Raw genomic sequence first — 18,198 nt, 5'->3', positions numbered from 1 at the left:
GTACTAGCATTTGCATATCCATCCAAGGAAGACAAGCTACAGGTGGGAGGGCGCTTGGATGGAGTTGACATTGCCGCAATGGGGTCAACTGATGACCTTATCAATGATTGCGATTGCTCTCGGTTTGGATGCCTTCTCGCTAGGGATCGGGATTGGTGTAAAAGGAATTTTGTTCCGACAAGTGGTGATAATCAGTACATGGATTGGGTTGTCTCACATGGCGATGCCTCTGCTCGGATATGTGATTGGTGGATATTTAAGTCAGGTGTTTCAAGAGATAGGAACCCTTGTGGGAGGGAGCCTATTTTTCCTCCTCGGAGGTCACATGTTGCTCAGTAGTCTGTGGAAAGGAAAGAAGAGTAGAGGGATACATCCACAGCATTGGATTGGAATCATATTTTTCTCCTTCAGTGTGAGCGTAGATTCATTGTCAGCTGGATTGTCGATTGGTTTATTTCGATCGAACCTCTTGATTGCGGTACTGTTGTTTGGATTTGCGAGCGCCTGCATGGCTGCCCTTGGAATGATGTTAGGACGTACTTCTGGTGATTGGTTGGGTGATTACAGTGAAGCGATCGGTGGCACGATTTTAATCTTACTCGGGTGTAAATTTCTATGGTGAGGGGCGAATCAGAGTGAGTGATGCGATTATCTTCAGCTTCCTGTCGGGTAGTGCCACGTTGGTCGGAGCGATGATCGTGATTTGGAAGCGATCGCTTTCTAGTCGCATGATCTCCTTTGCCTTAGGGATGTCTGCCAGTGTGATGATTATGGTGTCATGGTTAGATTTACTTCCGACTGCGATTCGGTATGGAGATATTCCTCATCTGGCGTTGGGAGTAGGAGGGGGGCTCTCCTTAATGATGCTGTTAAAACAGTTTCATAGGGAGGATCGTTTCCTTCAACCCAATCATCAAGCGGAATTAGAAAGATTAGGTTTGTATCTCATGATTGCAGTTGCTGCACATAACGCTCCCGAGGGAGCGGCTATCGGGATTGGCTTTGGTATGGAACATGCGATGGGCTTACATTTGGCCTTTGCGATTGCAATTCATAATGTCCCTGAGGGGATTGGTTTAGCAGCACCGTTACTAGCGGCAGGTCGTTCTCCACTTTTTATTGTACTGCTCACTTTAATTACATGTGGTGCTCTTCCTATAGGTGCTTGGATTGGGTATAAATATTTAGTCGCGTACCCTTCAGTCGTTGCCGTCGGTTTAATGATGGCAGCCACCACGATGATTTGGGTGGTGAGTGAAGTAGGCCCCCGATCCCTGCGCATTGATCAATTAGGGGGATGGTTGGGGTTGATCTTCGGAATTATATTGATGTACTTCCTGCATCATTTACACGGTTCCTAAAAGTTTTGCATACGTTTGTTGGAGGTAGAAGGGATGGAAAACATACTTTTTGTTTGTACGGGTAATACGTGCCGCAGTCCGATGGCGGAGGTGTTACTCAAAGAGAAAGCGCGTAAAAAAGGATTGCATCTCACGGTTCATTCAGCTGGTGTAGCTGCAGTTAGCGATTTATCGATGTCAGAACATGCGCAAATTGTTCTCCGTGAAAAGGGGCTGGACGGTAGTGGTCATCGTTCTCAGACGGTAACAACGGAGTTGATACAAGCAGCTGATTTGGTTCTGACGATGACGATGACACATAAGGAGATTTTGGTGCGCTCATATCCGCAGTACCTGGATAAAATTTATACGTTGCGTGAATACGTGCAAAGAGATAAGCAAGTGGGTCATTTATTGATGGAGCTAGACCGTCTGCATGTGGATATTGAGACGAAGCATGCTTTATATAAGCATGCGCTGGAAAAAAAAGAAGAGGGGACAGCAACTAAGAAGAGGGAGCTAGAAGAGCTTTTGCAGGAGCAGGCCCGCCTTCTAAACGAATTAAATGAACGCGGTTTTCGACAAGATATTCAGGATCCCTTTAGTGGGAGTGTCGAGGTGTATCGCAGTAGTTACAATGAATTGGAACGCTTAATCGATCAGTTAGTGACGCAATTAACACGTTCTCGATAGACAAAAGAAGAGAGGAATGAAAAAGATGAGGTTAGCGATAGGGTCTGATCATGGTGGATTAAAGTTGAAGCAGTCTCTTGTTTCACTATTAGAAGAGATGGAGATTGACGTTGTCGATGTGGGTTGTTATGACGACGCTCACTCGGTCGATTACCCTGACTATGCGGGGATCGTCGCTAAAAAAGTGGTCGCAGCTGAGGTGGAGTTAGGCATACTCGTTTGTGGGACAGGCATCGGCATGTCGATTGCAGCCAATAAGGTGAATGGGGTTCGCTGTGCGGTCGTAAGCGATACCTTTTCGGCTCGGATGGCACGTGAACATAATAACGCTAATATTTTAGCGATCGGGGAGCGCGTTGTAGGTGCTGGATTAGCACATGAGATCGTAAGTGCCTGGTTAGAAAGTAGCTATGCTGGGGGCCGGCATCAACGTCGTGTAGAGAAGATCCACTCTTTGGAGGGATGAGGAGTATGGAAGGGAACGTGGGGATAGGAACACAATTGGAACAAGTGCTACACGAGCTGGAGCACCAGTGCGAGCTTACCGCAGGGAAGCTACTAGTGGTTGGTGTGAGCACCAGTGAGGTTATGGGGAACCATATCGGTACGTCAGGTAGTGAGGGGGTTGCGGAATCCCTCTTGCAGGTATTGTTGAAGTGGCAACAGGAAAGGTCATTTCAATTAGCGATCCAATGCTGTGAACACCTTAACCGTGCGTTGGTGGTAGAACGAAGTACCATGGAGAAGAGGGATCTACAAGAAGTTGCGGCTATCCCTGTTGTAGGAGCTGGCGGAGCGATGGCGGCGGCGGCTTTTCGTAAATTTACGGATGCAGTGTTAGTTGAGTCGCTCAGGGGGAAAGCTGATCTTGGTTTAGATATTGGCGACACTTTAATTGGGATGCATATGAGGGAGGTCTGCGTGCCAGTACGCGTCAGTCTGCGTTCCATTGGGGAAGCACATATTACATTAGCAAAATCTCGCCCAAAATTGATTGGTGGTGCACGGGCTGTTTATGTTTGTGAAGATTAATGGGTAGCAAGGCGGGAATATATACGACTGAGGATGACTCTTCTGCTACAATAAAAGAGAAAGAGAAAAGATGAATTAAGATCGGTCTATCAAGAGGAGGGAGAAAAGTGAAACATCTTCGTAATCAAGATCCAGAAATAGCAAAGATCATTGCATGTGAATTGGCACGACAACAGGGGAAAATTGAACTGATTGCATCAGAAAACTTTGTTAGCCAGGCAGTATTAGAATCACTAGGAAGTGTATTAACCAATAAATATGCTGAAGGGTATCCAGCAAAGCGTTACTATGGTGGCTGTGAGTTTGTTGATGAAGCAGAAGAACTAGCGCGTGAACGTGCGAAAAAGCTATTTGGTGCAGAGCATGCCAACGTACAGCCGCACTCGGGTGCTCAAGCCAATATGGCTGTTTATTATAGCGTACTGGACCCAGGCGATACGGTTTTGGGAATGGACTTGGCTCATGGCGGCCATTTGACGCATGGGAGTCCGGTTAACTTTTCCGGGAAGTTGTATCAATTTGTATCGTATGGTGTAGATGAGAACACCCATCGTATTGATTACGAAGAAGTTCGCCGCATCGCCTTGGAGCATAAACCAAAGTTGTTGGTTGCAGGGGCGAGTGCATATCCCCGCCAAATAGACTTTAAACGCATGAAAGCGATAGCTGATGAAGTGGGCTGTTACTTTATGGTGGATATGGCGCATATCGCAGGCTTAGTAGCGACAGGTTTACATCCCAACCCGGTTCCTTACGCTGATTTTGTTACGACTACAACCCATAAAACCTTACGTGGACCTCGTGGAGGGATGATCCTCTGCAAGAGCGAACATGCGAAGAAAGTAGATAAAGCCATCTTTCCAGGCATACAGGGAGGACCGCTGATGCATGTGATTGCAGCTAAAGCAGTCGCCTTTGGGGAAGCATTGTCGGATTCTTTTAAGCAGTACTCTCAAGAAATTATTGATAATGCTGCTGAGTTGGGAGAAGCGTTATTTTCTAAAGGGTTTAAGTTGATTTCAGGTGGGACGGATAATCATCTCCTCTTAATAGACGTTCGTCCTTTTCAACTTACAGGTAAAAAAGCTGAGCATCTGCTAGATGAAATTGGTATTACTACGAATAAAAATGCGATTCCATTCGATCCGGAGAGTCCGTTTGTTACAAGTGGTTTGCGCGTCGGTACCGCGGCAGTTACTACACGGGGTATGGATCGAGACGCGATGCATGAGATTGCTGAGGTGATGGCGATTACGCTCTCCCATCCGGAAGACGAGCATGTACAGCAGGAAGCACGGGCACGGGTTGCTCAATTAAATCAAAAGTTTCCTCTTTACGCTGAATTAGGTTAGAGAAACTCATAATATGTAAACGGCGGATGAGACACATAGTCTCATCCGTTTGTTTTATCTTCATCCCGTTTATTTGTACCCATCAGGATGTTGCGAGTGCCAGCGCCAGGCACTGGCGATGATATTTTCTAAACTGGAGTGTGACGGGCTCCATCCTAATTCTTTTTCTGCCTTGTGTGAGGAAGCGACAAGGATAGCGGGATCACCTGAACGCCTGGCTGCTTTTGCGATTGGAAGGGGATGGGTGGTGATGCGTCGAGCTGTTGCGATTACTTCCTGTACAGAATATCCTTGGCCGTTTCCTAAGTTGTAGGTTGCGCTCTCTTCATCCCGACGTAATTTATCGAGAGCTAAGGAGTGAGCATTTACTAAATCAGTCACATGAATGTAATCACGAATACAAGTACCATCAGGGGTGGGATGATCATCGCCAAAGATGGTTACTTCTTGCCGCTTGCCGAGGGCAACTTGTAATATCAAGGGGATAAGGTGGGATTCGGGTTCATGATCTTCTCCGATTTTTCCGCTCACATGTGCTCCAGCAACATTAAAATAGCGAAGGATAACAGCTTTGATTCCATAAGCGTGATCGCACCAATGGAGTAAGCGCTCACTGGCCCATTTTGTTTCCCCGTAAGGATTGTGGGGTTGAGGGGGTGTGGTTTCAACTATTGGAATTGATGCAGGCTCACCATAGACAGCGGCAGTAGAAGAGAAGACTATTTTGCGAACATCGTGTTTTTGCATCGCTGCAAGGAGAGTGTACGTGGCTAATACATTATTTTTGTAATACTGCAATGGATGAATCATACTTTCTCCGACAAGGGAAGAAGCGGCGAAATGAATGACCGCTTCAATATCGTGGGTGGTAAAGATGGTGTCGAGCAATTGCTCATCGCCCAAGTCACCTACATATAGGTGTGCTCCTGCAATGTTGGCAGCGAGGTGACCTTGAGCTAAGTTATCGATAACGACGACCTCCTCCCCGTGCTCCTCAATTAGAGCCCATGTTGCATGACTGCCGATATAGCCTAAACCTCCACAAATTAAGATGGGCATGTCTGATTCTCCTCCTTGCTTACTTTGGTTCTTGTGGGTGTAGATAAGGTAGCAGATTGCTCTTCTGTACGAAGGAGCTGACGTAGATAGTGGAGGAGATTGTCACGTAACTCCGGTTGTTGAAGTGCCATCTCCACATTGGTCGTGATAAAACCAAGTTTTTCTCCTACATCGTAACGGGTTCCGGAGAATGGGTAAGCAAATACATCTTGAGTGGCGATCAGTAAACGAATGGCATCGGTAAGTTGAATTTCATTTCCCCTTCCTATCGGCGTTTGTGCAAGGGACGTAAAGATATCTGGTGTAAAGATGTAGCGTCCCATGATCGCCATGTGAGAGGGTGGATGGGAGGTTGGTTTTTCTATGCAATCTTCAACCCTGAGTAAGCTACCTGTTGAAGGGGCAGGCGCAATGATACCATAGCGATGTGTCTGGTGAGCGGGAACCCGTTGTACCCCGATAATGGAGCGATTAACACGCTCAAATTGTTCTATTAGTTGTTGCAGACACGGTTTTTCTGCTTGTACGATATCATCACCAAGCAGCACAGCGAAGGGTTCGTTTTCGATGAAATGTTGTGCGCATTGGATGGCATCACCTAAACCGCGTGGCTCTTTTTGGCGGACATAGTAGATGTTTGCTAACTGAGAGGAATGGCGTACTTTTTGCAGCAATTTATGCTTGGAATGAGCTTTAAGACGAGTTTCTAATTCAAAGGCAGTATCGAAGTGGTCTTCGATTGCTCTCTTTCCTTTTCCCGTCACAATAATAATATTTTCTATTCCTGATTGAACGGCTTCCTCGACAATATATTGAATCGTCGGTTTGTCGACGATGGGTAGCATCTCCTTGGGTAGAGCTTTCGTGGCTGGTAATAAGCGAGTGCCGAGACCTGCAGCAGGGATGATGGCTGTTTTAACACGCATCGTTATCTTCTCCTTTCAATGGTGGGGTGTTGTATGGTGTTACGGAGCGAAACAATTGTTTGCTACCGATGAAATTAAGCAAGAGTCCTATGCAGATAGCGCCTCCCTTGGCGACATATAATGGAGCACCTAACAGGAGGAGAATACTTAAAATAAAAGTAGATAGTGTGAGTAAGATTAATTGAAATAAAGAGAAGTATATAAATGAATTGGATATAATTGCTTCTTCTTTTATACGAAAGGTGAACCGCTTGTTCCAGATATAACTGTTACCCACTCCTGCCATATAGGCACATAGGTGTGCCCATATGGGTGGGAAAGAAAACCAGTTTAGTAGCAAGATAAAGATGAGGAGATCGATGCAGGTATTCAGTATGCCCACCACTGTAAAACGGAAGAGCTCAAGTGTTGTCTTCGTTTTTAGCAACAAGTGCATCCGGTTGCGTATCAAGATACCTGCCCCTTTCTCGTTGGCTTTCAATAATATATAGGGGACGCTCTCGCACTTCGTCAAAGATACGAGCGATATATTGCCCGATTACACCTAGCATGAATAGGGTGACACCGAAAAAGATAATGTTGAGCGACATAATCGAGGTCCAACCTGCTATCACCTGGGTCGTAAATAACTTCAAGTACATGAGATAGAAGAGAGCGAGAAATCCAGTACTTGCGAGCAGAAAACCTAGATAAATGGCTAAAATGAGCGGCTTATTGGAGAAAGAGGTGATAGCATCAAGAGATAGTCGTATCATCTTTTTCAAAGAATATTTGGTTTGTCCTGCATGGCGCTCATGTCGTTCATATTCGACAGCCGTTTGTTTAAAGCCGACCCAACTGACGAGCCCACGTACAAAGCGATTTCGTTCTTTGCAAAGGGTAAGCGCAGCGCACACTTTTCGGTCGAGCAGACGGAAGTCACCTGTATCGAGAGGGATAGAGATATCCGTCATGAAGTGGAGTGTACGGTAAAAGAGGGCGGCGGTCGCCTTCTTAAAAAAAGACTCCCCTTTCCTTTCTCTGCGCTTTGCGTAGACGACATCATATCCTTGCTTCCACTTAGCGATCATCTCTAGAATGAGTTCGGGTGGATCTTGTAAGTCAGCATCAATAACAACGATCGCTTCTCCACGGGCTGCCTCCATCCCGGCTGTGATTGCGGGTTGGTGACCAAAGTTGCGAGAAAAATTGATAATGCGTAAGTGGTGATCAGCGGTGCACAGTGTCTCTACAATGGATTTTGTTCGGTCTTGACTACCGTCGTTCACAAAGATGAGCTCGTAAGGCGCGTCGACGTTTTTCATCACTTCACAGAGGCGTTCGTAACAGAGGGCGATTACTTCTTCCTCGTTGTACATCGGGACGATAACAGAGTACATGATTTCTTCTTCTTTTTTTAGGCTAGTGGCCGTCATCGAAATGGCTCCTTTCTAGAAAGGGGGAGTCCCCCCCATGGTTTATTTGTCTGTTACGGTAATTCGATAGAGGGAGGATTGACGCCTGGCACCATTAGCCTCATCTGTATTGGATTCAGCAGATGGTGTGGAATCTAACTCCACTCGTTCACTGTTAGCTTGGAGCCACTGGGAAATTTCTTGATTTCCTCCTCGTGAACCGTTCCTTCCGCCATCACTAAGCAGGACGTATTCTACTTTTCCTGTGGCGACGAGTTCTTTAATCTCTGTTAAGGTTAATGCTTGATCTCCGCCGTTAAAACCACCATAAGCTACAGCCGGCAGTCCAGTTTCAATGATGAATGAAGAGACTTCATGTGAGCTTTGTCCCAATACCAGATACTCGCCCTCGTCATACTGAGAAACAAGATAATCCGTGATTTCGTTGTTGCTTCCTCCCTGGTTGTTGCGCTCATATTCTAGTTCTGGCCCCGCGTAGGGGAGAAGAGCTCCTCCGTATATCATGGGGGTAAACGACCAGTATAAAGGAGCGATACTTAGTGCTAATACAGTGAGAATAAGCACAGCTTTTGGTTTCCATCTTACGTGCCAGCTACGATAGAAAAGAAGCACGAGGCTTATGATGGTAGCGAAAAGAATGAGTGGCGAAAGCCAGGTACTAACCCCTTCATATTGATAAACAATGGCCAGATGGACAGTAGCGGTGACGATCACAGCACTAGGCAATAGCCACGCACGCCACGAATCCCTCTGCTGCCATTCCTTCCACATCGCCACCCATCCACTACCTGCTAATGCCGCAATTGCGGGTGCTAGCATAACGAGATAGTAACGATGATAAAAGGAGGCGAAACTGAAGAAGGTTACAGCTGGAATAAGCCACGTGAGCCAAAATAAAGTGAAGTGATGCGATAACGATGTTTCTTTGTATCGACGTATCCCTTTTGCTAAAGCGACTAAAGCGAATAGGACGAAAGGTAATAGCCAGCTTGCTTGCCCGACTAACTGTGAGTCGAAGAGACGGAATAGACCCGGTGAACCGATTTCGTTTTGTCCCCCTGGAGCGGCTGTCTGCTCTCTGGGTCCTCTATTTCCATCAGCGCCCGCTTGCGGTTGCCCAGGTGGGGAGGCATTTCCATCAGCACCCGCTTGCGGTCGCTCAGGTGGAGAGCCATTTCCTTCACTAGGTGATGGGCGCTCATTCGGGGCAGGGGGTAAATTTTCATTAGAATTGTTTTTCATAGTGTCATCAGGTAGAGAGTTACTATCATCCGCTTTATTACCACCTGCCCAGCGGGAGATACCGTTATGACCAAAGATTAGCTCCATCACTGTATTATCTTGTGAACTCCCGATATAGGGGCGTTCATCAGCAGGAACCGCATCGACGGTCAGTGCCCAAGAAAAGGAGACAGCCAGCACCAATACTGCAGCGATCAAACTATTTACTGCCTTTTTCACGCGAGTGTGGCGCGCACTGATGAGATAAAAGAGGAGAAAGGCGGGTAGCACCATATACGCTTGCAGCATTTTGATGTTAAAGCCGAGCCCAATCAATACCGCACTGAGGAAAAGCCATTTGGATTGGTTTTTCTCTACAGCGCGAAAGAGAGCCCAGGTTGCCAATAGCAGGACGAGTACCAGTAAACTATCTACGGTGTTATTGCGTGCCGTGGCCACAGCAACGGGTGTGAGAGCTAAGAGCAGGGCGGATATCAAGCCTGCTGTTTTACCGCTCCACTTGGCAACTAACAGATAGATGAGTCCGACAGAAAGCGATGCGGCTAATGCTTGGGGAAGGATGATCACCCATCCCTCATATCCGAGTAGCTTGGCAAAGAGGGTTTGGATCCAAAACCCTAGGGGGGGTTTATCTACAGTAACCACCCCTGCAGGATCGAAAGAGAGGAAGAAAAAGTTTTGCCAACTCTCCAGCATACTTTGCACAGCAGCCGAGTAATAAAGGTTGGCATACCCTTCTTGTGTGATGTTATAAAAAGTGAGAAAGAAAGATAAGGTCATGATAGAAAGTAAGGAAATAATATGCAACTGGTTTCGGAATAGTTGTTTCATAGCTGTTCCCTCCATGGATTGTGTTCACGTTTATAGGATATAAAGCGAATACGTCAGAGGAATGTCAGACAAAGAAATACCAAAAGCCAGCCACTAGGAATTAGAGGCTGGCAGTGTGAAGCATCTAAGATGCGGGGTTTTATGATTTATGGGTATATTGCGACAAGAAAGGTTCTGCTAAGCGAGAAGGATGGAGCTGTTCACTGAGGCTGAAGAACTCACAAAAGCTCATTATTAAAGGCCGCCACTTGTGAGGATCGATATGGTCTTTCGCTTCCCCAGTTAGAAGGGAGTTGTCAATATGAGCTCGTACAATTTTCACCTCGATCGCTTTCAGTGCACTTGGTTGAGCAAAAGAGTGGATATGGCTGACGGTAGCTTCTAGTTGGACAGGACACTCTTTTACTCGTGCTGCATGAACTTTTTGGGCGGGGAGAGGGGTGAGATTAGCTTTCGTAAATTTATCTGCTTCAAATGTATATCCGATTTTCTCTTTATACGGAGGGACGGGATCTTTACCTGTTAAGAGAGCCAGTTGATCTACCTCCCTTACCTGATCTGCAGAAGGTAAATTTAATACACACTCCTTTGTTCGTATAAGATTGCTTACTGTTTGCGAGTGTCCACTCATGCCTAACATACATGATTGACTCATCCACCATGCAGAGGAGATGGGGGCGAGATTAAACGTCCCATCCTCATTTACTGTACTTACTAGGACAACTGGAGTTCCAAAATATAAAATCTTAGGATTAATCGTTTTGTGCATATGAGCGCTTCCTTTCCTGGAGAACTTGCTTTACACGAAATTATAGCGTGTTTAGAGAGGAAGAGCTTTCACATTCTTGTGCTTCCATTTTGATGAACTCATAAAAATCTCTTGCGATAGAAAGTAGGGGTTAGTCCCGTTGCCCGTTTAAAGGTTGTGATGAAATAGGAGGTATGTGTATAACCAACCTCCAGTCCGATGTCGGTTACGCTAAGATCCGTGTGAGTGAGCAATTCTTTTGCTTTCTCGATGCGCCTGAAGCGTACCTCTTCCAAAGGACTTCTTCCTTGTATTCTTTTAAATAAGCGTTGTAAGTGAGATGGGCTGGTATGATACTGCTGGGCAAGTAGTTCTAGGGTGATCGGTTTGGAGAAGTGAGTTTGAATCCATTGGGACATTTCTCGGACCTTTTCCTCTTCTGGAGGCAAGAGGGTATCTGGTTTACACCGTTTACAAGGGCGGAAGTGTTGAGCAATAGCATCCTGTTTACTTTGGAAGATTACTACATTTCTTCTGTAAGGCTCTTTTGATTTACATGAGGGACGGCAAAAAATTTTCGTCGTCTTTACACCATAAAAAAACTTCCCATCAAAATTGGCGTCATTTTTTATAATTGCCCTCCAGTAAGACGAAGGAATGTTTATAGAAGAGTCCGCGTTTATCATGGTCACCCCCAAGCTATTAAAGATATGGATATGGATATCATTTATTAAGCTAACCCTTGAGAAGTAAAGGTTAGCCTGGTCAAGATTGCGGTTAACTCTAGCGACTCAACGATACTCGTATTAGATAAAAAACTAAGCCTATGTGAAGGGTTCATATAATTATCCTTTTCTAATCTGCTTGGTTAAGTATATAATTACCAATACCATTAAAGTAGGGGTAAGAATAAAGTCTACTACCATGCTGATTATAGATGTAAAAGCTATTATCATAAAATTCCACTCTCCTCGTGCTGTTCAATTGCATCCTGCTAAAAGACTTAATGAACAATAGATCCTCTATATTAAAATGAAGGTTAGACATATCATACCATAGTTACAAATTAAATTCTAATATTTTAGAATTTAACTGTGATATAAATTCTAAAATAGAACTGTACATAGGAGAGAGAAATCTCTAATTTTTTCTTTTAGAAATGAAAAAAGACTCTCCCTCTTACAAATAAATATAGAAAATATTTACTAATATTAAATATTGAATAGTTCTAAATAATTGTATTGACTAGTGGGAGTATATGGGATATTATATCCGTGGAATAACAAAATAATCCTTTATATTGATATAGAATAAAATATTTCAAGAGGAGTGATCTTATTAAACGAGATAAAGATAGAAGCATTATTGTGTTTTATGATGGGTGGTGCCCGTTATGTAGATCGAGTGTGAGCAGACTTGAAAAAATAGATTTCTTTCATCTGATCCAGTATCGTTCCTTTCGTGATCCAGGGATTGTAGAGCGCTATCGATTAGACTTGTCTAAAGCGGAGCAGCGTATGCTGAGTAAGAGAATGACTGATGAGCATTATGTGGAAGGGATTGATTCATTTATTCTTATTATGAGCCGACTTCCTTTGTTATGGCCGTTAATAGCTTTGCTTTACTTGGCAAAAGGGTTAGGAGTTGGACAAGCTGTGTATGATTTCGTCGCTAAAAGGAGAAAGATTGTTCCTGCAGGAACATGTACAAAGGAGTGTGCTATCAGAAAATAGGAGAGGATGAATACGATGGTCAAGAAATCTCTTTCATATAAATATATTGGAATATTCTTATTAACCACCCTATTCTTTTTATATTTTTTTGCAATTTCTATTCATAGTGCGCTACCTACTAATGCGGTTGCTCCCCTTCCCTTAGAAGAGAGTTTAGCAGTTAATCGCAGTGTTCCGCAGGGATGGGGATTCTACAGTAAAGACCCGAAGGAATCGACTTTTCATGTTATCGATATTGAAACGGGAGTGACGGCAGCGGCATGGCCAAACAATCGGCCAATCAATTACTTTGGACTAAAAAGATATGGTCGTAGTCAGGGGATTGAAGCGGGGGTTATCCGTCAGCAGATCGATGAATCAGCCTGGCAAGAGTGTGAGGAAGAGATGTTTGAATGCATGAGAGCAGCAGAAATTGCGCAGGAGATTGAAAATCCGTTGTCTTCCCCTACGATTTGTGGAGAGGTGGGATATGGGTATCAAGAACCAGTTCCTTGGGCTTGGAGTAAAAGTAGAGAACAGATAGAGATGCCATCTCGGATTGCGAGGGTGAAGATTACATGTACCGGCAAATAGAGGAATTTAATAGTACATTGCTTGCATGGGCGCAAAGCGGAAAACCATGGACAAATGTATATGGACTAGCGCGGACGCTTTTCGCTTTATCTACAGCGCTGACATTACTTGTAAACGATGCGCAAACCTTTTTCCGCCCTATTAGTGGGATAGATGTTTACCCCTTGTGCGATAACAATATTAGCATGTTTTGTCTTGTGCCCAATGATTATGTTTACTTAGAGATGATGCGTTGGCTTGCGATTGTGATGTTATTCGTGATTGCTTCTGGATGGCGCCCACGCGTTACAGGTGTATTTCACTGGTGGATCGCATACAGCATGAACGTGTCAGCAGTTACGTTAGATGGTGGTGAGCAGGTAGCGGCCGTATTAACTTTCCTGATGATTCCTTTAACCTTAACCGATTCGCGTACCTGGCACTGGCAGAGACAGGAGAGTGGGGGGTGGGCAGAACGAAAGATAGTAAGTGCAATCATAGCCATGGTATCTCTGATAGCGATTCGTGTGCAGGTAGCTATTTTGTACCTTCACTCCACATTGGCAAAGCTAGGTGAAGATACGTGGATAGATGGGACAGCGGTCTATTATTTTATGCAGGATTCGATGCTGGGACTGCCAGAACCGTTGCTGAAACTTACTTATCCTGTAATCACCTCCCCTTTGGTAGTGATTCCTACATGGGGGACACTGATTTTACAACTCTCCTTGTTTGGAGCATTATTTGCGCCGAAAAAGTATTGGAAGTATTTTTTGATATTGGCGCTATTATTGCATGAAGTAATCGCAGTGATGTTGGGGTTGATTAGCTTTTCTATTATTATGATCGGAGCTTTGGTTCTCTATCTTCGACCGACGGAACATGAATTTACGTTTTATCGAAAATTATTGCGGAAGAAAAGGGATGAGACGGAGGGTGAGATAGGGACAGCTAGCTTCCCGCAATCGCGTGGAGCATAAGTGGATTGTATGAAAGGGGGTGATTAAGGGAGTAAAACACTTTTTAGATTGAATTTTTATTATTTACTAATTATTAAAGGGGAGATGAATGTGACGAAGAAAGTGGTTTCCTGGATGTTGATTTTATCACTATTGGTTGTTGGAGTTGCGGCTACACCTTCCTTTGCTGCCCCCTCGTTGGAAAAGGGAGCAAAGTATGATGGTGAAACTATTTATCGCGGTCTTGTTTTTGGACAAGGTCCGGTAGCAAAACTTTTCCCTGAGATTTGGACAGAGGAATTATTAGCGGAGATGAAGAAGAATGATGGAAATAACGTAGCTGTTGCCGATGATATTATGGCGAGAATGAAGGAAAAAGATCCGAAAGTATTTGTGAACCTAGAAAAAGCAGTATACAGTGGTAGCCATGTTAAGGTAAACAAAGCATTAAAAAAGAGTGGGGAACTGTTGGCACAAGTGATTGAGCAAGAGAATGGGAAGGCTCATCAAGAGATTGAAGGTGCTGGAACAGGACAATGTTATGTAGCAATTTTGGCAGCTGCAATCACGACGGTGGGAGCGTATAGCCATGCTGTTGTAGCGACAGCCGCGGGTGCAGTAACGATCTATGCAGCTGTAGTGGTAAAAACCACCTTCTGGACGTCTGCCAAGTCTCCTAAAGACGCTGAATTGATGCAGGAAATGTTAGTAAACAATGTAGTGACGAGATTAGCGAGTAACTAGCAATATGGATAGCTAGAAATATAGAAATAGATTCAGCTTCGATTCATGGGATGCTTTTTACATGAATCGAAGTCATTTTATTTATTAATAGCCAGAGGGAGGGGGGATGGATATGGGTAAAAACCCTCAAATAGAGCGACATAAAACACGAACAGAAAGAATCCATGACCTTATCTGCGTCCTGTTATTTATGGCAATCCTCCTATACTTAGGTATACAATGGTCTGCTCTGCCCAGTGAGATTCCTATTCATTTCGATGAAACAGGGAAGGCAGACGGATGGGGAGGTAAGGGGTTTACTCTCTTTATCATCATGATTCCTCTAGTCATATATATAGTGATGACAGTTATGGCTAAATATCCTCACCATTTTAATTACCCTGCGAGATTATCTCATGAAAATGCAGCTGCGATGTATCAAAATGCTCAGCTTCTGATAAGTTGGCTCAAATTAGAGATCACTTTGTTTTTTATCTGGTTTAGCAAGAGATTTATTGATGCCGCTGTGTACGGAACTCCACTCGTTGTATGGGAAGAAGTGGTGTTGTTCGTAGGGATATTATTACTGACGATAGGCATACTCTTATATCGGCGTAACAAGATTAAGTAATCAAACAAGAGTAGGAGGTGGTATCACCTCCTACTCTTGTTTGATTTACAACATATTGTAATGCAAGATTTTTTGTGGCCCCACGGGCCCCTCTCTCCTTATCCCATGATCGAGGTAACCGGCTTTATGATATAAAGCTTGTGCAGCAATATTCTTCTCATTTACGACTAACATTAGTTCTGTAACAAGTGGGAAGTGTAAGCGAACATAGTTAGGGAGGAGTCGCATTGCTTGGAGCGCAATTCCCTTTCCCTGCTCACTGTGGTTAACGGATAGCGAGCGTATCAAAAGTGACGTTTCTTTCTTTGTAAAATCAGTAAGTTCGCTGCGATGATGAAGAATAAAAAAGCCAACAGGACGCTCAGCATGTAATATTACCACGGGATGACGGTTAGGGTCCTCTGTACACTTGTGTAAGGCATCTTGGGGGAGTTGGGTGTATTGGAGTTGATCATGAGGTAAGGAGAATGTGGATAAGAGTCTCTTGTGTTCTGACTTGTAAGTGGATAATTGAATCATATGGGGTTCTCCTAGAAAGTCATATTATAGCTATAAGCATAACAAACATATGTTCTGTCTGCAAGAGTTATGAAGATATGTAGTTTAAGTATCTTAATATATCAGAATAAAGTTTGCATTTTCTTACCATGTATTCTATTATTTCTATAGAATATTGATGAGCGAAAAGTAGATTAGAAGGTAAGGGTTGTAGATGGCCACATGTGGGCTTTTCTCACTGCCTCATCAGTTAGAAAAGAGAGGATAGCTAGATGATAAAAGAACATGGAAATAATCATCGTGAACTAGAGTTAACACAAGGAAACTTACATGTATTTGCCAACGACGAGGTATTTCAAAGCCTGGATGATAAAGTATATACGATGGCAGATAATAATCTCACGATTCCACGCAGTGTACATATGAGTTACACACCGGATGCTCATGTAGGAATCGGTACGTGTATAGGTACAACTGCAGTTTGGATGCAGAAGGACGGCTTCGTTTCCCCTTCGATTGTGGGCTCAGATATTGGATGTGGCATGCGGGTTCATATGACTTCTTTGCATCATGAAGATGTTCGTGACAAGCGTATTCGCCGCGCGATGATTGATGCAATCGAAAAAGATGTGCCAATTCATGAGAAATCGCATTCTGCATATAAAGATATTTGGTTGGAAGATATTATAAAAGAGGGAATTCGTGGTCTTCCCCGTCACTATGTTCCTGACTCTTATACTCCTACCAAAACACGCTCTTTAACGCATATTGAGAATGCCACATTTACTTTTGACCATGATGCGCTCGCCGACATTCCAGAGAAGATGTGGAAGCGTGCCTGGGGACAACTGGGCACCTTGGGGGGCGGCAATCATTTTATTGAATTACAGCGCATTGAGATCGCTGAAGATAAGCGTGAGATTGCAGAGTCTTGGGGATTATTTGATGGGCAGATCATTGTAATGATTCACTCCGGTTCACGTGCCTGGGGTGGGATGATGGGACCCCGTTATACGAAGGAATTTAAGGGGGCTATGTATAAATGGGGAATTGGTACCCCTGACCCTAATTTGGTTTTTGCGCCTATTCAATCGGAGGAAGGTCAGCGTTATATTAATCTGATGTATTCGGCGCTCAACTTTGCTGTTACCAATCGTCATATGCTAGCCTATGGGGTAGAGCAAGCGTTACAAGGGTTGTTGGGAAAAGATTTTAAGATGCCTGTACTGTATGATTTAATGCACAATTATGCTCTAAAAGAGCCTCATCACAATAAAGCGATGTTCGTTCATCGTAAGGGGACAACGCGCGCTCTTCCAAAAGGTCATTTCCTTAATCCGGATTCATATAAGAAAACAGGTCACCCTGCTTTGATTCCAGGTTCGATGGGCACGGCTTCCTATATTATGGTGGGGGAAAAAGAAGGAGTAAAAAATTACTACTCTATTTGCCACGGGGCAGGTCGGGTGCGTTCACGACGGGCAACGAAGGAGCAAGTTTCTGTTGATTCGTTTTCACAAGCGATGCGAGTGGGTTCGGATGAGGAGATCTTGGTAAATCACCGTACTTTGGAAACCATATTGGATGAGTGTCCCCAAGCCTATAAGGATGTGGATCAAGTGATTGACTCGGTAGTAGGAGCGAAGTTAGCATCCGTAGTTGCTATCTGCAAACCGATCGCTGTACTTAAAGGAAGATGATGGACAGATGACGAAGGAACCAGTAAAATAGTCGGCGGAGTGTGAAAGGGGTGTGTAGCTGTGGGAGTATATGTTTTGGATCATCCATTGATTCAGCATAAATTAACCTATATCAGACGAAAAAAAACAGGTACGAAAGCCTTCCGCGAGTTGGTAGAAGAAGTATCTGCCTTAATGGCATACGAGATTACACGAGAAATGCCACTAGAGGAGATTACGATTGAAACACCCGTAGCTACGATGGAGAGTAAAATCTTGTCGGGTAAAAAATTAGGATTGGTTCCGATCTTACGGGCGGGATTAGGAATGGTGGATGGGATCCTACGTCTCATTCCGGCAGCCAAAGTAGGTCACATCGGGTTGTACCGTGATCCAGAAACATTGGAGCCTGTTCAATACTATGCGAAGATGCCGTCTGATATTGAGGAAAGGGAATTGATCGTGATTGATCCGATGTTAGCAACTGGAGGATCGGCGGCAGAGGCATTGATTCGTCTCAAAGAGATGGGGGCACGCAACTTAAAGCTGATGTGTTTAGTTGCGGCTCCAGAGGGAATTGAGCGCGTGCAACATGAACATCCAGATGTTGATCTTTACGTAGCTGCGATCGATGAGCGTCTAAATGAGCATGGTTATATAACTCCAGGCTTAGGTGATGCAGGAGACCGTTTATTCGGAACGAGATAACAGCGGCAAAGCCCTTATGATCAAGCGATCATAAGGGCTTTTGTGTGTGTAGGTAACATAAGACTAAAGTTGTAGCT

The 18,198-nt window shown here is 44.3% G+C and carries 21 protein-coding genes and 1 pseudogene; 13 read left to right on the top strand and 9 right to left on the bottom strand.

Features of this window, described 5'->3' with window-relative positions; all coding sequences use genetic code 11:
• Nucleotides 1–58: 58 nt before the first annotated feature.
• From NXZ84_RS12230 to NXZ84_RS12205, 6 genes are all read left to right on the top strand, one after another.
• Nucleotides 59–622 (top strand): manganese efflux pump MntP, encoded by a 564-nt coding sequence (locus tag NXZ84_RS12230; RefSeq protein WP_258840612.1) that lies wholly within the window; start codon nucleotides 59–61, stop codon nucleotides 620–622.
• A 13-nt stretch (nucleotides 623–635) separates the two neighbouring features.
• Nucleotides 636–1,361 (top strand): ZIP family metal transporter, encoded by a 726-nt coding sequence (locus NXZ84_RS12225; RefSeq protein WP_258840611.1) that lies wholly within the window; start codon nucleotides 636–638, stop codon nucleotides 1,359–1,361.
• A gap of 33 nt (nucleotides 1,362–1,394) precedes the next feature.
• Nucleotides 1,395–2,033, top strand: a complete 639-nt coding sequence (locus tag NXZ84_RS12220) for a low molecular weight protein arginine phosphatase (protein WP_258840610.1) — start codon at nucleotides 1,395–1,397, stop codon at nucleotides 2,031–2,033.
• Nucleotides 2,034–2,058: 25 nt separating this feature from the next.
• Nucleotides 2,059–2,499, top strand: coding sequence for a ribose 5-phosphate isomerase B (gene rpiB / locus NXZ84_RS12215; RefSeq protein WP_258840609.1), 441 nt, complete (start codon nucleotides 2,059–2,061; stop codon nucleotides 2,497–2,499).
• Between the two features lie 5 nt (nucleotides 2,500–2,504).
• On the top strand, nucleotides 2,505–3,065 hold the full coding sequence (locus tag NXZ84_RS12210) for a TIGR01440 family protein (protein WP_258840608.1): 561 nt from the start codon (nucleotides 2,505–2,507) through the stop codon (nucleotides 3,063–3,065).
• Nucleotides 3,066–3,172: 107 nt separating this feature from the next.
• Nucleotides 3,173–4,417, top strand: coding sequence for a serine hydroxymethyltransferase (locus NXZ84_RS12205; protein WP_258840607.1), 1,245 nt, complete (start codon nucleotides 3,173–3,175; stop codon nucleotides 4,415–4,417).
• Between the two features lie 69 nt (nucleotides 4,418–4,486).
• Here the strand turns inward: NXZ84_RS12205 and galE are convergent, their stop codons facing one another.
• The 8 genes and pseudogenes from galE to NXZ84_RS15125 all read right to left on the bottom strand — a co-directional run.
• The gene (galE, locus tag NXZ84_RS12200) at nucleotides 4,487–5,476 is read right to left on the bottom strand and encodes a UDP-glucose 4-epimerase GalE (protein WP_258840606.1); all 990 of its coding nucleotides are present in this window, start codon (nucleotides 5,474–5,476) and stop codon (nucleotides 4,487–4,489) included.
• Nucleotides 5,464–6,402 (bottom strand): UTP--glucose-1-phosphate uridylyltransferase GalU, encoded by a 939-nt coding sequence (gene galU, locus NXZ84_RS12195; RefSeq protein ID WP_258840605.1) that lies wholly within the window; start codon nucleotides 6,400–6,402, stop codon nucleotides 5,464–5,466. The genes galE and galU overlap by 13 nt, the downstream gene beginning before the upstream one ends.
• Nucleotides 6,392–6,829 carry a GtrA family protein gene (locus NXZ84_RS12190; protein ID WP_258840604.1) on the bottom strand — a complete coding sequence of 146 codons (438 nt, stop codon included), beginning with the start codon at nucleotides 6,827–6,829 and terminating at the stop codon, nucleotides 6,392–6,394. The genes galU and NXZ84_RS12190 overlap by 11 nt, the downstream gene beginning before the upstream one ends.
• Nucleotides 6,804–7,817 carry a glycosyltransferase family 2 protein gene (locus NXZ84_RS12185; protein ID WP_258840603.1) on the bottom strand — a complete coding sequence of 338 codons (1,014 nt, stop codon included), beginning with the start codon at nucleotides 7,815–7,817 and terminating at the stop codon, nucleotides 6,804–6,806. Before NXZ84_RS12185 ends, NXZ84_RS12190 begins: the two co-directional genes overlap by 26 nt.
• 42 nt (nucleotides 7,818–7,859) lie before the next feature.
• Nucleotides 7,860–9,890 (bottom strand): ArnT family glycosyltransferase, encoded by a 2,031-nt coding sequence (locus NXZ84_RS12180; protein ID WP_258840602.1) that lies wholly within the window; start codon nucleotides 9,888–9,890, stop codon nucleotides 7,860–7,862.
• Nucleotides 9,891–10,029: 139 nt separating this feature from the next.
• The gene (locus NXZ84_RS12175; RefSeq protein ID WP_258840601.1) at nucleotides 10,030–10,659 is read right to left on the bottom strand and encodes a flavin reductase family protein; all 630 of its coding nucleotides are present in this window, start codon (nucleotides 10,657–10,659) and stop codon (nucleotides 10,030–10,032) included.
• 98 nt (nucleotides 10,660–10,757) lie between these two features.
• Complete coding sequence (locus tag NXZ84_RS15130) at nucleotides 10,758–11,057, bottom strand: helix-turn-helix domain-containing protein (RefSeq protein ID WP_309495902.1); 300 nt, start codon at nucleotides 11,055–11,057, stop codon at nucleotides 10,758–10,760.
• A gap of 48 nt (nucleotides 11,058–11,105) precedes the next feature.
• Nucleotides 11,106–11,324: pseudogene (locus NXZ84_RS15125) on the bottom strand (Ada metal-binding domain-containing protein); the annotation flags it as partial.
• Between the two features lie 681 nt (nucleotides 11,325–12,005).
• On the opposite strand from NXZ84_RS15125, the gene NXZ84_RS12165 reads away from it, so the two are divergent.
• From NXZ84_RS12165 to NXZ84_RS12145, 5 genes are all read left to right on the top strand, one after another.
• Nucleotides 12,006–12,371 (top strand): thiol-disulfide oxidoreductase DCC family protein, encoded by a 366-nt coding sequence (locus tag NXZ84_RS12165; RefSeq protein ID WP_258840599.1) that lies wholly within the window; start codon nucleotides 12,006–12,008, stop codon nucleotides 12,369–12,371.
• Between the two features lie 15 nt (nucleotides 12,372–12,386).
• Nucleotides 12,387–12,944 carry an SdpA family antimicrobial peptide system protein gene (locus tag NXZ84_RS12160; protein WP_258840598.1) on the top strand — a complete coding sequence of 186 codons (558 nt, stop codon included), beginning with the start codon at nucleotides 12,387–12,389 and terminating at the stop codon, nucleotides 12,942–12,944.
• Nucleotides 12,929–13,903: a sporulation-delaying protein SdpB family protein gene (locus NXZ84_RS12155; protein WP_258840597.1), complete on the top strand. Its 975-nt coding sequence runs from the start codon at nucleotides 12,929–12,931 to the stop codon at nucleotides 13,901–13,903. Before NXZ84_RS12160 ends, NXZ84_RS12155 begins: the two co-directional genes overlap by 16 nt.
• A gap of 48 nt (nucleotides 13,904–13,951) precedes the next feature.
• Nucleotides 13,952–14,626: a sporulation delaying protein family toxin gene (locus tag NXZ84_RS12150; RefSeq protein ID WP_258840596.1), complete on the top strand. Its 675-nt coding sequence runs from the start codon at nucleotides 13,952–13,954 to the stop codon at nucleotides 14,624–14,626.
• A gap of 112 nt (nucleotides 14,627–14,738) precedes the next feature.
• Complete coding sequence (locus NXZ84_RS12145) at nucleotides 14,739–15,236, top strand: DUF1648 domain-containing protein (RefSeq protein ID WP_258840595.1); 498 nt, start codon at nucleotides 14,739–14,741, stop codon at nucleotides 15,234–15,236.
• Between the two features lie 45 nt (nucleotides 15,237–15,281).
• On the opposite strand, the gene NXZ84_RS12140 is transcribed toward NXZ84_RS12145, so the two are convergent.
• A complete protein-coding gene (locus NXZ84_RS12140; protein WP_258840594.1) occupies nucleotides 15,282–15,755 on the bottom strand; it encodes a GNAT family N-acetyltransferase in 474 nt (157 codons plus the stop codon).
• A gap of 251 nt (nucleotides 15,756–16,006) precedes the next feature.
• On the opposite strand from NXZ84_RS12140, the gene NXZ84_RS12135 reads away from it, so the two are divergent.
• Together NXZ84_RS12135 and upp are read left to right on the top strand one after the other, a co-directional pair.
• On the top strand, nucleotides 16,007–17,434 hold the full coding sequence (locus NXZ84_RS12135) for an RtcB family protein (RefSeq protein WP_258840593.1): 1,428 nt from the start codon (nucleotides 16,007–16,009) through the stop codon (nucleotides 17,432–17,434).
• 60 nt (nucleotides 17,435–17,494) lie between these two features.
• Nucleotides 17,495–18,121 carry a uracil phosphoribosyltransferase gene (gene upp, locus NXZ84_RS12130; RefSeq protein ID WP_258840592.1) on the top strand — a complete coding sequence of 209 codons (627 nt, stop codon included), beginning with the start codon at nucleotides 17,495–17,497 and terminating at the stop codon, nucleotides 18,119–18,121.
• Nucleotides 18,122–18,198: the final 77 nt, after the last annotated feature.

This window comes from Mechercharimyces sp. CAU 1602, from assembly GCF_024753565.1.
Classification (GTDB): domain Bacteria; phylum Bacillota; class Bacilli; order Thermoactinomycetales; family JANTPT01; genus Mechercharimyces.
Note: the sequence above shows the minus strand (reverse complement) of the source record. Positions and strands in the feature narration are given on the sequence as shown.